This is a genomic window from Bacillus cereus group sp. BcHK124 (assembly GCF_027712065.1).
GTDB lineage: Bacteria > Bacillota > Bacilli > Bacillales > Bacillaceae_G > Bacillus_A > Bacillus_A pacificus.
In genome coordinates this window covers 270,213-283,995 of sequence record NZ_JAQFPJ010000001.1, presented here as the reverse complement: position 1 = coordinate 283,995, position 13,783 = coordinate 270,213, and the positions used below count along the sequence as shown (strand labels likewise).

Sequence of the window (13,783 nt, the reverse complement as noted above, 5' to 3'; positions counted from 1 at the left end):
ATATCCACCTATTTCTTATTTGAATCGATTTATTATATACATAATAAAAGATAATACAATACTTAACACAATACATGTAATGATAGGAAAATAAAAGGTAACGTTTCCTTTTTTCATAAAAATATCGCCTGGAAGTCTTCCAATGAACTTCCAAGCTAAGCCAACAACGATAAGTAAGATCCCTGCTGTAATAAGCAATTTTGGCATCTCCGTCATACTTTTGGCATCTCCATTCCGAAATGCTCATATGCAAGTGGCGTTACAATTCGACCCCTTGGCGTTCGTTGTAAAAAGCCAATTTGTAATAAATACGGCTCATACACATCTTCAATCGTATGAGATTCTTCTCCAATCGTTGCCGAAACCGTTTCTAATCCAACTGGACCACCACGGAACTTCTCAATAATACCAAGCAATAATTTATGGTCAATATGATCTAGACCTAATTTATCTACTTGCAGTAGCTCTAATGCCATTTGTGTAATTTCCATCGTAACCGTTCCGTTACCACGAACTTGTGCAAAATCTCGTACACGTCGTAATAAACGATTCGCAATACGAGGTGTACCACGAGCACGTCTTGCAATTTCTAGTGCGGCTAACGAGTCAATTTCAACTTCGAATACTTCTGCTGTACGTTCAACAATCTCAGAAAGCTGATCTACTGTATAATACTCTAATCTTGAAAGCACACCGAAACGGTCACGAAGCGGCGCTGATAACGCACCTGCACGCGTCGTTGCTCCAACTAATGTAAATGGCGGTAAATCTAAACGTACAGACCTTGCTGACGGTCCTTTTCCAATTACAATATCAAGGCAAAAATCTTCCATCGCAGGATATAGTACTTCTTCAATCGATCTATGCAAACGATGAATTTCATCAATAAATAATACATCCCCTGGTTGAAGCGATGTTAATACAGCTGCTAAATCTCCTGGCCTTTCGATTGCTGGACCTGAAGTTGTTCTAACATTTACGCCCATTTCGTTGGCAATAATATTTGCAAGCGTCGTTTTACCAAGTCCTGGTGGTCCATATAAAAGCACGTGATCTAACGTTTCTTCACGCATTTTCGCCGCTTCAATAAACACTTCTAAATTATGTTTCGCTTTATCTTGGCCAATATACTGACGGAGCGTCTGTGGCCGTAATGAATATTCTAAATCCGCATCTTCATATGCAGATTCCCCTGAAAGGAGACGTTCGTCCATTATACTCACCTCTTACCATTTAGTAAAAGACTAAGTGCCTTTTTAATATACTGATCCGTCGTTAATGATTCTTTTAATAACTCTGGTACAACGCGAGAAACTTCTCGTTCCGCGTATCCAAGTGCGCGCAGAGCTTCCAGCGCCTCATCAAGCTCAGCTGAAGAACCTTTCTTCTCATCAAAACGTTCTTCGTCTGAGAATAAATCAACAAATGCATCTGGTACAACGTCTGCTAGTTTTCCTTTTAAATCTAAAATCATTTGGCGCGCTGTTTTCTTTCCTACGCCCGGGAACTTCACTAAAAACTTCTCGTCCTCATGTTCAATCGCTTGAACGACCTGTCCTGTTTGACCAGAAGCTAATATTGCAAGAGCGCCTTTTGGTCCAATACCAGACACACCTAACAACTTTGTAAATAATAAACGCTCTTCACGTGTTTTAAACCCGTAAAGTGCCATAATATCTTCTCTCACATAATGATATGTATAGACACGGATTTCTTGCTTACTTCTTTGAAATACATACGGATTCGGTGTGAAAATTTGATAACCAATTCCATTATGATCAATTACGACATATTCCGGTCCTACATACTCCACGTAACCTGTAACATATTCAAACAAAATACAATCTCTCCCTCTTAAATCATGTATTCCATTTTAACATATTTAATGATAGAAAAGCGAGACTGCCCCAACAAATGTTCTCTATTTGAAACTTCTGTTATTTTCCTACGAAAGCTTTCAATCCAATCGGAAAAGATATGCTAATTGATGAGATCGCAAAACAAATTTTAGATAAAAATAAATAAGAAAAAAGCAGCTCACCATGAGCTGCTTTCTTTCCTATTCTGTACTGCGTATTGCTTCATTTTTTCGATTGTCTTCACGAATCCTTCTTTTGACTTAATACGAATACCACGCTTCAACTTCGCCCGTTCATAACTCTCTAGCTTTTTCATATCAATTTGAAAAAAGGAATGAATCGCATTATCGCTTTTCGGTACACCTTTGAAAATTTGTAATATCCCTTCCTCTGACACTCCAAAATAACCGCTCGTTTTTAATAACGGAGAAATATCGTCAACTTTCTTTTGTAATACGATTTGTACATCATCACGATCAACGAGCTGCCATTCTTTATACTGCTGTAAAAACTTTTCTAAGTCTGCTACTTTTTCTGTAAAGATTTCCTCACTTACTTCTCCATCAACATACATTCGCTCTAATAAAATTGTAACTTGAGGGTCTTTCTCTGTTACTTCTGGTACTGGCCCTTCCGCCTTCGCATTCGTTCCATAAACGAAACAAAACATCATAACGAAAGCTTGCATCGTAATCAGTATCCATTTCATTTCCGTTCACCTCTTTTAGGCAAGATCATACTTTCATTAGTAGTTTTTCCGGAAATGGGGGTTTTATCCCTAATTCATAGATTACTCTCATTAAGACTTATAGAGTCCAATGATTTCTACCTATTTCGAAACATATTGATTACTTGAAAGCTTTTTATATCTTTATTGGATTGTACCGTCGCTATATAGACTCCAATTAATACGATTGCCATTCCAACTATTTGTTGCCACGTAACAGCTGCTCCATATAGGACAACTGATATACAAGTAGCTACAATAGGAGTTAGATTTAAATACATACTCGCTTTGCTTGCACCTAACTCTTCTACTCCTTTATTAAACACGATATATCCAATTAACGTCCCGCATATGACCATATACAACATTTCTATCCATCCCTGTAAAGAAAACGTCCCAACCTTTCCCCATCCATCTTCATATAGAGAAAGGCCTGCTAAAAACACAGTACCCAATACCGTCATACTCATTGTAGTTAATAAAGGGGAGACACCACTCATAACTTTTTTTCCTGTTAAGCTATATAACACCCCACAGATTAAAGCAGCTATAAATAAAAGATCGCCCTTATTAAATAACAAAGACATAAGTGTATTCATTGAACCGCTCGTAATAACAACTATTACACCGATAAGAGACAACATTAAACTCATTCCGACTTTTATACTCCAAGACTCTTTAAAAAATAATATTGCTCCTAAGGTTACAAAAACGGGCATTGTAGCAATAATAAGCGAGCCATTCAAAGTGGAAGTATAGTTAAGTCCCATAAAGAAAAAAACATTGTAGCCAAAAATACCTGTTAATGATACAAATAACAGCCCTTTCCAATTCTTTAATAACAAACTTGTATTCCACTCAGATTTCATAAAAACTATGCCCATTAAAATACAACCCGCTAAACCAAAACGAATTGTTGCCGCTGTAATCGGTGGAATTTCAGTAATAACATGCTCTGCTGTTGCAAAAGAGCCACCCCAAAATAAAGGAACAAGTAACATAATGACATACATACGATTTATTTTTTTCATTTTTATTACCCCTTTCAAGTAAACAAGTTTAAATGTTTAAACTTGTTTACTTGTTAGTTAAAAAAAATTAATAATTCGATTCTATTGCTTGAAGTAAATCCTTCACCTGTTTTAAAAATTCTCCGGCTATTATAGAATAAAAAATTTCTTTTCCATGTCGATCCGCTACAATTAGTTCTGCTTGCCTTAAAATTTTCAAATGATGCGAAACAGCTGGTCTAGAAATCCCCATTTTATCTGTTATTTGCGTTACATTCATCTGTTTGTTTTCTAATAACAGCATAATAATTTGTTGACGATTCTCATCTCCTAATGCCTGAAATATAGGTGTTACAACCTGAAATTTCTCTAATACAACTTCTGTATTTCTACATTCAAAATTCTCCATATCCTATTCATCCCAACCTTATATATATAAAAAACATGTAATATATTACCATTAAATAGTAACTCTTTCATTCGCAGTTGTAAATAACTTTATTTTCAGACTCTTTTTCGATAAAAAAAGGAAGATTGGATTCCTCCACTCTTCCCATTACATTCATATAAAATGAAAGACGCCTGCAAAGCAGGCGTCTTGATGCGTTTACGGCGAGAGACCAGGCGACCACATTCGCGTGTTTAGCACTTAAGCATATCTCTCGTCTTACGTAAATTAGCTCATCGCTTTGCTAATATAACATTAATAAAAATAAAAAACAAGATATTTTTTATTATCTTTGTTTTGTATTTATTCTATATATATTTTCTATTCAATAAAAATGGTTTTATATGGAATTAAAAGATTTAAAATGCAATAATTGATTAATCGAATTTTAAAATAGAATTGGAGAAAAGTTATTATGAACAAAATACTACAACTAACCTTACTTATTACATCTCTATTCATCTTATCAAGTTGCTCAAATGATTCAATAAAAGATGACATTTACGAAAACGATTCATATCTTAATACCAATCCCATTAATGATGAAGACAACGAAGATGATGATTCCGTTAATAACACCTCTTCTGAATATGATATTGATATTTCCAGTGAAAATAATAATTCAGAATACAATACTAAATCTTCCTCAAGTAACGGTTGTCCAGAGTTTCTAAATAGCGATGAATGTAAAGAGTATAACAAATGGGATTCCTATTATAAAAACAATCCTGATAAAATAAAAGAAGATGGTGAAAAAATGCTAGAAGAAGCACTCTATAGATAAAGTATATAGAGTTCAAATGTATACTATAGTCAAAAGCAATAAAGAGGAAGGGCTACCCTTCCTCTTTTGTTTTGCTATCGCACTGTACCAGTTAAACCGTAACGAATATCTCGGAACATATTCACTATGTCACGATTAAAATCGTTTGTAACTGTACCGTTACGCAAGCGTGTACTCATTGCATCGACACGAGTAAACATGTCATTTCTTACAGAAACATATACGTTTCTGTTTCCAACTTCATTTGCAACAGCTTGACGAATTTCGTTCGCCATCGCCGTTTCATTTGTCACCGTATTACGTGGTTTTACTGCAATCGCTACATCGTTTCCATATACAACTGTAGACACGCGGTCCACGTTATTCATACGTTTCACACGATTCGTAATTCTTTCTGCAGTTTTACCATCATTGTTAATGTATGAATTGTTCATTGTAATATTACGTGTTGGATGCGGATTAGCAATTTGACCGTTGTAATTTACATCACGGTAATAGTTGTATCCTGTATCGTTACGACCATTTCTATATGTTACATAGTCTGTATAACGATCGTTACGCGTCACATTATCACGATACTGGTGAGTATCATTATAAGATGTACGCTCGTAATTGTAGTTACGTCCATCCATTGCATTGTTTTTTGGTGTACCACATGCAGCTAATGCACTAGTAACTAACAAAGAAGCAGCAATCACTTTTACTTTCGTATTCAATAGAAAAACCCCCTCTGTTAGAATGAACTTCTCTTCTGAAAAGCTCCCTCTTATGATGAGTAACAGAGCAGGTTTTTACACTGTTAATATTTCACTGGGAATTTTCTAACATTTGATATAGCTCTTCCGTTTTCAGAACGACTTTACATACAAAAAAGGTGGGAATAATCATCCCACCTTTTTTTAAACTTCTTCTTCATCCTCTTCTTCTGAAACTGGCTCCCCAAATACATTTGGTGGATCTGGTTGATAATACATCGTTCCTGGCTGTGGTGCATATGCTGATTGAGTTGGTTGATAATATAAAGGATTCGCGTATTGCGGCCCTCCAGGTTGTGGACTATATAGCCTACTCTCTCCACCGCATCCACAATCTTCCTCTCCTTGCACAAGCGGCGGCATATTATTATCCATCGGCATCATATTTGGATTTGGCATAGACGTATACTGTGGTCCAAACGGCGCTCCTTGCTGATACGGCATACCATAGTATGGATTTTGTTGTTGATAATACGGATTCGGCGGCATCACATTCGGTGGTTGATTATTATCCATGATCGGCATCATATTTGGCATTTGATTGTTATCCATGATTGGCATCATATTCGGCATTTGATTGTTATCCATGATTGGCATCATATTTGGCATTTGGTTGTTATCCATGATCGGCATCATGTTCGGCATTTGGTTGTTATCCATGATCGGCATTATGTTTGGTATTGGGTTATTATCCATGATTGGCATTATATTTGGTGGTTGATTGTTATCCATGATTGGCATTATATTTGGTGGTTGATTGTTATCCATGATTGGCATTATATTTGGTGGTTGATTATTATCCAACATTGGCATTATGTTTGGCACTTGAATATTTGGCGGTATTACTTGCGGAATAACTACATTTTCTTTCGATACATTTGGTGACACTATATTTCCTACATTTTCTTTCTTCACTTGCGGCGATACTATATTTCCTACATTTTCTTTCTTCACTTGCGGTGACACTATGTTTCCTATATTTTCTTTCTTTACTTGCGGTGATACTATGTTTCCTACATTTTCTTTCTTTACTTGTGGTGATACTATATTTCCTACATTTTCTTTCTTCACTTGCGGTGATACTATATTCCCTACATTTTCTTTCTTTACTTGCGGTGACACTATGTTTCCTACATTTTCTTTCTTTACTTGCGGTGACACTATATTATCTTTTTTCGTTTGCGGAGAAATGATGTTATTAGGTTTCATTTTATTAATTTGAGGAGCAATTAACTCGCTTCCCTTTTTAATTACATCTGAAATTTTATATTCTTTTTTCGTTTTTATTGGTGGTTGCGGCGGTTGCGGTAACACATTTACCGAAAACTTCGTATTTTCTTTTTCCGCTGGTTTTTGTTTTTCTATAACAGGTGGTTTTTGAATAACAGACGGTTTTTCTTTTTGAATTGGCTGTTCTTTTTGCACCTCTTTTTGCGGTTTCACCTGTATTTCTTTTTGCGGCTTCACTTGTATTTCCTTCTGTGGTTTTACCTGTACTTCTTTTTGTGGTTTCACTTGCATTTCCTTCTGTGGTTTTACTTGCACTTCTTTTTGTGTTTGTTGCATGGCAGGCTCTTGTGTAATTGGTGCTGATTGATACGTAACTTCTTCCTCGTCTTCTATTCCAAGCGGCGTTGGCGTTGCTGCAAATTCTTTTTGTTGCACTTCTTTTACGTATTGTTTTGGAGGTGCTGAACCTGCTCCAGCATGCTGTTTTACGTGTACACTGTTTGATGGTACTTTAATTTTCATACCTGGCATAATTAAATCTGGATTGCTAAGTTGTGTATTTGTTTTTTTCAACGTATCAAAATCCACTCCGTACTTTTTCGCAATTTTCCAAAGGGTATCCCCTTTTTGCACGATATGAATTTTCAAATTTTCCCCCTCCTGTATAACTTATCTATAAGTAACAAATCTCATGAAGTAACCCTTTCTAAATAACGTTAACCTCTTTTCACTTGTATCACTTCTTCGATTTTCAATATCATTAGAAGCGGAATAAGTATAAGATAATCGCAATGATTTCTTCAAAACAATGTATGCCCATTTTGTTCTCGTTATGATTATATGTACGAAAAAAAGCAACGGGAATCCGCTGCTTTACACACGCTCTAACATACGATTTAATGCAAGAACTGCCTCTTCAGTCACTTGTTTATCTACGCTAATAACGTTAATTTCTTCTCCTTTTTCTATCGTTTCAAGTGCCCATAATAAGTGCGGTAGGTCAATTCGGTTCATCGTTAAACACGGACACATAAACGGATTAAGTGAAACAATTTCTTTATCTGGATGTTGTTGAATAATTCGGTTCACTAAATTCATTTCTGTACCAATCGCCCATTTACTTCCGGATGGAGCCGCTTCAATCATATCAATAATGTATTTCGTTGAACCTGCATAATCCGAAGCAGCTACAACTTCGTAGCAACATTCTGGATGTACAATAATGTTCATGTCCGGCTGATTTTTCCGTACGTTCTCAATGTTTTTCACTGTAAAATTTTGATGAACAGAACAATGTCCTTTCCATAAAATCACTTGAATTTCTTCTATATCTCCCTCGTACTCTAATGAATCTGTATACGGATCCCATACTGCCATTTTATCTAACGGGATACCTAAGTTGTACGCTGTATTTCTTCCTAAATGTTGGTCCGGTAAAAAGACGAGACGCTCTTTTTGTGTAAACGCCCAAGATACCATTTGTTTTGCATTAGAAGAAGTTACTGTCGCTCCGCCATTACGACCGCAAAACGCTTTAATTGCAGCTGTAGAGTTTACATACGTTAACGGAATCATCGTATCTCCAAATAATTTTGTGAGCTCTTTCCACGCTCTTTCTGTTTGTTCAATATCTGCCATATCTGCCATCGAACAACCTGCACGCATATCTGGTAAGATAACGATTTGATCGTCTGTCGTTAACATATCTGCTGTTTCTGCCATAAAGTGTACACCGCAAAATACAATATATTTCGCCTTTTTATTGCTCGCTGCAACTTGCGCAAGCTGAAGTGAATCTCCTGCTGCATCAGAAAATTGTACCACTTCATCTTTTTGGTAATGATGGCCTGGAATAAATAGTGTTTCCCCCATTTTTTCTTTAATTTCACGAACCAGCTTTTCCATATCTTCTGTTGACATCGTGTAATAACGCTCTGGTAACATCGTTTCAATCGGTTGTACTTTTTCTAAAATACTCATATTCCTTTCTCCCCCTCTAAGCCACTTTCCTTACGCCTCAATATTGAAACTAATATCAAGTGCTTTCACTGAATGTGTTAACGATCCAAGTGAAATATAATCTACCCCTGTTTTTCCGTATTTCGATAAATCTTCAATTGTAATGCCTCCTGATGCTTCCGTAACGATGGCACTTGGTACAATCTTTGAAAACTCCCGAATCTCATCTGGCGTACGGTTATCAAACATAATAATATCTGCACCAGCAGCTACAGCTTCTCTCACTTGCTCCTCTGTTTCTGTTTCCACTTCTACTTTCACCATATGCCCTACTTTTTCTTTCACCGATGTAACAGCTTTCGTAATAGAACCAGCAAAAGCAATATGATTATCTTTGATCATGACACCGTCATATAGGCCGAAGCGGTGATTAAATCCGCCTCCGCACACGACTGCATACTTATCAAACATGCGTAGCCCTGGCATCGTTTTTCGCGTATCACAAATGCGTGTATGGCTGCTATCTAAGGCACGAACAGCCTCGTATGTCATTGTCGCTATCCCGCTCATACGCTGGATAACGTTTAATATAACGCGCTCTGCCGTTAATAACGATGCGATTGGTCCTTGGACAGTTGCAATTATTTCGCCTTTTTCTACAAGATCTCCATCTTTTTTATGAAGCTCCACTTCAATTCTCTCATCAATTAATTTAAACCCTTCTTCAATGACTAAACGTCCCGCAAAGACCCCTGTATCCTTTGCAAGAAACGTTCCTTTTGAAAGTAAATTATCTGGAAAAATAAGCTGAGATGTTACATCTCTTTCTCCTATATCTTCTAGAAAAAATCGATTTAATGCTTCTTTAACCTTTATCGTATTCATAAAGCCCCTCTTCCCCTCATTACACAAGTTGTAGTTTTCTTTTCACTCGAACGATTTCTTTTTTCACGCTATTTCTATGTGGATAATCACTTCGATAATGGCCACCAATGCTTTCTTCTCTTTGCAAAGCTGATACGACGATAAGCTCACAAACTGTTAACATATTCATAATCGTTATCTCTTCATTTGTAAGGGCATCATGTTGCAATATCATATTGCGAACACCGTATTTACTAAGCCATCTCTTTGCATAAGATAAACTTTGTTCTGTTCGCACAATCCCAACGTATTTCATCATACATTCTTGTATTTCTTCTTTCGTCGGCAAATGATTCAGAACGATAAATTTCTTTTCCTTCTCAGCGAAGTTATTCAATCTGTCTTTTGTCGCTTTCGTTAAAATATGTTGTCCTATTCTTTTTCCAAACACAAGACCTTCTAATAATGAATTACTCGCTAATCTATTGGCTCCATGAACACCGTTACAAGCTACTTCACCAACCGCATATAAATGTGGAATGGACGTCTCTCCATCACAGTTTGTTTTCACGCCGCCCATATGGAAATGAGCACCAGGTACGACCGGAATGCGTTTTTCATTTATATGAACACCATTCTTTTTACACAATGATGATACAGTTGGAAAACGTTCTTCAAAATTTTGGATAGACTCAATGTTCAAATACACTTTTTCACCCGACAAAAGCTGTTCATGAATCGCTCTTGCCACTACATCACGCGGAGCGAGATCGTGGTCTGGGTGTATATCCATCATAAAACGCTGCCCTTTTCCATTTATAAGGACAGCCCCTTCACCGCGGACCGCTTCAGAGACGAGGCCACAGCATCGCCCGCCCGCATATAACATTGTTGGATGGAATTGTACAAATTCTAAATCTACAAGCTCCCCACCCGCGCGGTACACCATCGCAAGTCCATCACCCGTAATTGTTTTGTCATTAGAAGTAAAGGCATATAAACCACCAATCCCGCCTGAGGCTAACACCGTATAATCTGCATCGTAACGCTCCAACTTCCCTTCACTATCTCGCGTTAAAACTCCAGCACATTTTTCGTTTTCTATAATAAAATCAAGCACCATTTCCTGTTCCACTACCTTAACGTACGGAACTACTTCTTGAATGAAATGCTCTAATAAATTCTTTCCTGTTGCATCGCCACCTGCATGTAAAATACGACGCTTCCGATGTGCACCTTCTTTTCCAAGGTGAGGGCCCGTTTCATCTCCATCAAATTTCATTCCATTTTCAATGAGATGATTCATTTCTTTCGGCCCTTCTTCAACTAAATAACGAACCGCATCTTCATTGTTATAATGACATCCTGCTACTAACGTATCTTCAAAATGATCATTTGGATTGTCATATGTAGCTATCGCTGCGGCAATTCCACCTTGCGCTAAATATGTATTATTATTACGATTCGTTTCCTTTGTGATAATAATCACATTCTTTTCGTGACAAATCTCTTTTGCAACACGAAGTGCCGCAACGCCACTTCCAATAATTAAGACATCTGCACTTGGCATAATTGTTGCCTCCTACTTTACACTTTTCAACTGTCTTGACACCTATATTTACATAGTTTTAAAATAATGACAAGAGTTTTTTTATAATTCTTATTTTCACTACCATTTAAAAAATAAAAGAAATGTAACTCTTACTAGAGAGAGGAACTTACATGATGATATATCTTGATTATGCAGCTACTACACCTATGAGCGTGGAAGCATTACAAACATATATGAAAGCAGCATCGCAATACTTCGGAAATGAACAAAGTTTACACGATATTGGAGGAACGGCCTCTTCTTTATTACAAGTTTGTAGAAAAACATTTGCCGAAATGATTGGCGGAAAGGAACAAGGAGTATTCTTCACGAGCGGTGGGTCAGAATCGAACTACCTTGCGATTCAGTCCCTTCTCAATGCCCAAAATAAGAAGCATATTATTACTACACCTATGGAACATGCATCCATTCGAAGTTATTTTCAATCCTTACAATCAAAAGGGTATACAATTACTGAAATTCCTGTTGATAAAAATGGACTCATTCATTTAATAGATCTAGAAGCAGCTATTACAGAAGATACTGTTCTAGCAAGTATACAGCACGGAAACTCTGAAATCGGAACCGTTCAAAATATCGCAGAGATTGGGGCACTTTTAAAAAAATATAACGTTTTATTTCATTCAGATTGTGTACAAACCTTTGGTAAACTTCCTATTCATGTTTTTGAGATGGGGATTGATAGTCTTTCTGTTTCAGCACATAAAATATACGGACCAAAAGGTGTCGGCGCTTGCTATATCAATCCGCAAGTTCGCTGGACACAAATATTTCCGGGGACTTCTCACGAAAAAGGATTTCGTCCAGGTACAGTGAACGTTCCTGGCATCGCAGCTTTTTTAACAGCTGCTGAGAATATATTGAAAAATCAACAGGAAGAAAGTTTACGTTTTAAAGAGTTACGATCCTACTTTTTAGAGCGATTACAAGCACTTCCTCTAGAAATTGAAGTAGAAGGTCATTCTACTTCTTGTTTACCACATATTATTGGGGTTACAATAAAAGGAATAGAAGGTCAATATACAATGCTAGAATGTAATCGCCGCGGTATTGCCATTTCTACCGGAAGTGCTTGCCAAGTTGGTAAACAAGAACCTTCGAAAACAATGCTTGCAATTGGAAAAACGTATGAAGAGGCAAAACAATATGTCCGCTTCTCTTTCGGACAACAAACAACGAAAGATCAAATTGATACTACTATTCATGCACTACACACAATTGGAAATCAATTTTATAGAGGTGTTAAATCATAATGAAACAAAATGAACAAAAAAAGATTTTAGGTGAAGAAAGACGACAGCTTATCCTTCAGTGGCTTCTCGCTGCAAATGAACCGTTATCCGGGAATGAGCTATCGAAAAAAACGAATGTAAGTAGACAAGTTATCGTGCAAGATATTTCCTTGCTTAAAGCACGAAACGAACCGATCATTGCAACTGCTCAAGGCTATTTATATTTAAAACCACAAGAGAAACAACAAGCTTTCGAACGCGTAATCGTATGCCAACATAAGCCAGCAGAAGTACGTCAAGAACTTACAATGCTTGTTGACCACGGCGTTACAATTAAAGATGTAAAAGTTGAGCATCCTGTATACGGTGACTTAACAGCATCCATCATGGTAAGCAATCGCTTTGATGTAGAGCAATATTTACAAAAAATCGAAAACACAAATGCGTCCTATCTTTCGCAATTAACAGACGGTATTCACTTACATACTATTGAGGCAGATTCAAAAGAAAAGTTAGATGCAGCTTGCGAGGCACTAGATAAAGCAGGATTTCTCGTTTATTAATGTAAAGCACAGAGTTTTTTTATCATTCTCTGTGCTTTTTTAATGATATAATATTGTAATCAATTGTAAAGGAGATCAAAGATGGGAATTGAACTCGTTCACTTTAGCATTGGCAAACCGAAACAAATGAAATATAGCGAAGATAAAGAAATGATTACCGGTATATGTAAAGAACTTACCGAAGAAGCTTTCCTATCAAAAGATGGCTTCCTTGGTGATGATGTAGCTGATTTAAAACACCATGGTGGACCTGATCGCGCCGTTTGCGTGTATCCACACGAGCATTACGCACTATGGGAAGAGGAATTTCAAACAACACTCCCAGCTTCTGCATTTGGCGAAAACATTACCGTAACAAATATGTTAGAGCGTGATGTATGCATCGGAGATACATACAAATTAGGTGAAGCAATCATTCAGGTGACACAAGCAAGAGTACCTTGTAGTACGATTTCAAAACGCCTCGGCATTCCTGGCATACTGCCGCGCATTGTAGCAACTGGATTTACTGGCTACCTATGCCGCGTTCTTCAGGAAGGTACTGTACGTAAAGATTCAAAAATCACATTACTAGAGCGTCAACCGAGTAATGTTTCTGTCTTGTTCTCTAACGAAATTTATTTTCATAATAGAAAAGATAGAGATGGCATCGAAAAGATTCTTGCTGTTCCAGCACTAGCTGACGTTTGGCGTGGTCAATTAGAAGATCGTCTTGCGAAGTTAAAATAAAGAATCCCACC

At 37.0% G+C, this 13,783-nt stretch carries 13 protein-coding genes and 2 pseudogenes; 4 read left to right on the top strand and 11 right to left on the bottom strand.

Features of this window, described 5'->3' with window-relative positions:
* Positions 1 to 15: 15 nt before the first annotated feature.
* The 6 genes and pseudogenes from PDK19_RS01550 to PDK19_RS01525 all read right to left on the bottom strand — a co-directional run bounded on the left by PDK19_RS01550 (position 16) and on the right by PDK19_RS01525 (position 4,005).
* Positions 16 to 216 carry a DUF2905 domain-containing protein gene (locus PDK19_RS01550; protein WP_000138160.1) on the bottom strand — a complete coding sequence of 67 codons (201 nt, stop codon included), beginning with the start codon at positions 214 to 216 and terminating at the stop codon, positions 16 to 18.
* Positions 213 to 1,214 carry a Holliday junction branch migration DNA helicase RuvB gene (gene ruvB, locus PDK19_RS01545; protein ID WP_000344461.1) on the bottom strand — a complete coding sequence of 334 codons (1,002 nt, stop codon included), beginning with the start codon at positions 1,212 to 1,214 and terminating at the stop codon, positions 213 to 215. The genes PDK19_RS01550 and ruvB overlap by 4 nt, the downstream gene beginning before the upstream one ends.
* Positions 1,215 to 1,219: 5 nt before the next feature.
* Positions 1,220 to 1,837, bottom strand: a complete 618-nt coding sequence (ruvA, locus tag PDK19_RS01540) for a Holliday junction DNA helicase RuvA (RefSeq protein ID WP_000464508.1) — start codon at positions 1,835 to 1,837, stop codon at positions 1,220 to 1,222.
* A 200-nt stretch (positions 1,838 to 2,037) separates the two neighbouring features.
* The gene (locus PDK19_RS01535; RefSeq protein ID WP_000871209.1) at positions 2,038 to 2,568 is read right to left on the bottom strand and encodes a BofC C-terminal domain-containing protein; all 531 of its coding nucleotides are present in this window, start codon (positions 2,566 to 2,568) and stop codon (positions 2,038 to 2,040) included.
* 120 nt (positions 2,569 to 2,688) lie between these two features.
* Positions 2,689 to 3,617: pseudogene (locus PDK19_RS01530) on the bottom strand (DMT family transporter).
* 67 nt (positions 3,618 to 3,684) lie between these two features.
* The gene (locus PDK19_RS01525; RefSeq protein ID WP_000426920.1) at positions 3,685 to 4,005 is read right to left on the bottom strand and encodes an ArsR/SmtB family transcription factor; all 321 of its coding nucleotides are present in this window, start codon (positions 4,003 to 4,005) and stop codon (positions 3,685 to 3,687) included.
* A 454-nt stretch (positions 4,006 to 4,459) separates the two neighbouring features.
* Here PDK19_RS01525 and PDK19_RS01520 point away from each other — a divergent pair, with 454 nt between their 5' ends.
* Positions 4,460 to 4,828: a hypothetical protein gene (locus PDK19_RS01520; protein WP_152155033.1), complete on the top strand. Its 369-nt coding sequence runs from the start codon at positions 4,460 to 4,462 to the stop codon at positions 4,826 to 4,828.
* A gap of 74 nt (positions 4,829 to 4,902) precedes the next feature.
* Here the strand turns inward: PDK19_RS01520 and PDK19_RS01515 are convergent, their stop codons facing one another.
* The 5 genes and pseudogenes from PDK19_RS01515 to nadB all read right to left on the bottom strand — a co-directional run bounded on the left by PDK19_RS01515 (position 4,903) and on the right by nadB (position 11,206).
* Complete coding sequence (locus tag PDK19_RS01515; RefSeq protein ID WP_001093542.1) at positions 4,903 to 5,544, bottom strand: YhcN/YlaJ family sporulation lipoprotein; 642 nt, start codon at positions 5,542 to 5,544, stop codon at positions 4,903 to 4,905.
* Positions 5,545 to 7,304: 1,760 nt separating this feature from the next.
* Positions 7,305 to 7,461: pseudogene (gene safA, locus PDK19_RS27360) on the bottom strand (SafA/ExsA family spore coat assembly protein); the annotation flags it as partial.
* A 225-nt stretch (positions 7,462 to 7,686) separates the two neighbouring features.
* On the bottom strand, positions 7,687 to 8,793 hold the full coding sequence (gene nadA, locus PDK19_RS01505; protein WP_208735374.1) for a quinolinate synthase NadA: 1,107 nt from the start codon (positions 8,791 to 8,793) through the stop codon (positions 7,687 to 7,689).
* A 30-nt stretch (positions 8,794 to 8,823) separates the two neighbouring features.
* On the bottom strand, positions 8,824 to 9,657 hold the full coding sequence (gene nadC, locus PDK19_RS01500; RefSeq protein ID WP_001092216.1) for a carboxylating nicotinate-nucleotide diphosphorylase: 834 nt from the start codon (positions 9,655 to 9,657) through the stop codon (positions 8,824 to 8,826).
* A gap of 19 nt (positions 9,658 to 9,676) precedes the next feature.
* Complete coding sequence (gene nadB, locus PDK19_RS01495; protein WP_270706487.1) at positions 9,677 to 11,206, bottom strand: L-aspartate oxidase; 1,530 nt, start codon at positions 11,204 to 11,206, stop codon at positions 9,677 to 9,679.
* A 152-nt stretch (positions 11,207 to 11,358) separates the two neighbouring features.
* On the opposite strand from nadB, the gene PDK19_RS01490 reads away from it, so the two are divergent.
* The 3 genes from PDK19_RS01490 (at position 11,359) to PDK19_RS01480 (ending at position 13,772) form a co-directional block, all read left to right on the top strand.
* On the top strand, positions 11,359 to 12,501 hold the full coding sequence (locus tag PDK19_RS01490) for an IscS subfamily cysteine desulfurase (RefSeq protein ID WP_000973788.1): 1,143 nt from the start codon (positions 11,359 to 11,361) through the stop codon (positions 12,499 to 12,501).
* Positions 12,501 to 13,043 (top strand): transcription repressor NadR, encoded by a 543-nt coding sequence (locus PDK19_RS01485; protein ID WP_000812272.1) that lies wholly within the window; start codon positions 12,501 to 12,503, stop codon positions 13,041 to 13,043. Before PDK19_RS01490 ends, PDK19_RS01485 begins: the two co-directional genes overlap by 1 nt.
* An 81-nt stretch (positions 13,044 to 13,124) precedes the next feature.
* Entirely contained in the window at positions 13,125 to 13,772 is a 648-nt protein-coding gene (locus PDK19_RS01480; RefSeq protein WP_000510687.1) for an MOSC domain-containing protein, read from the top strand.
* Positions 13,773 to 13,783: the final 11 nt, after the last annotated feature.

Coding starts and splice junctions, on each gene's coding strand:
- nadB (WP_270706487.1), bottom strand. CDS start 11,206: ATGCCAAGTGCAGATGTCTTAATTATTGGAAGTGGCGTTGCGGCACTT.
- ruvB (WP_000344461.1), bottom strand. CDS start 1,214: ATGGACGAACGTCTCCTTTCAGGGGAATCTGCATATGAAGATGCGGAT.
- PDK19_RS01535 (WP_000871209.1), bottom strand. CDS start 2,568: ATGAAATGGATACTGATTACGATGCAAGCTTTCGTTATGATGTTTTGT.
- PDK19_RS01480 (WP_000510687.1), top strand. CDS start 13,125: ATGGGAATTGAACTCGTTCACTTTAGCATTGGCAAACCGAAACAAATG.
- PDK19_RS01520 (WP_152155033.1), top strand. CDS start 4,460: ATGAACAAAATACTACAACTAACCTTACTTATTACATCTCTATTCATC.
- nadC (WP_001092216.1), bottom strand. CDS start 9,657: ATGAATACGATAAAGGTTAAAGAAGCATTAAATCGATTTTTTCTAGAA.
- PDK19_RS01525 (WP_000426920.1), bottom strand. CDS start 4,005: ATGGAGAATTTTGAATGTAGAAATACAGAAGTTGTATTAGAGAAATTT.
- PDK19_RS01485 (WP_000812272.1), top strand. CDS start 12,501: ATGAAACAAAATGAACAAAAAAAGATTTTAGGTGAAGAAAGACGACAG.
- nadA (WP_208735374.1), bottom strand. CDS start 8,793: ATGAGTATTTTAGAAAAAGTACAACCGATTGAAACGATGTTACCAGAG.
- PDK19_RS01490 (WP_000973788.1), top strand. CDS start 11,359: ATGATGATATATCTTGATTATGCAGCTACTACACCTATGAGCGTGGAA.
- PDK19_RS01550 (WP_000138160.1), bottom strand. CDS start 216: ATGACGGAGATGCCAAAATTGCTTATTACAGCAGGGATCTTACTTATC.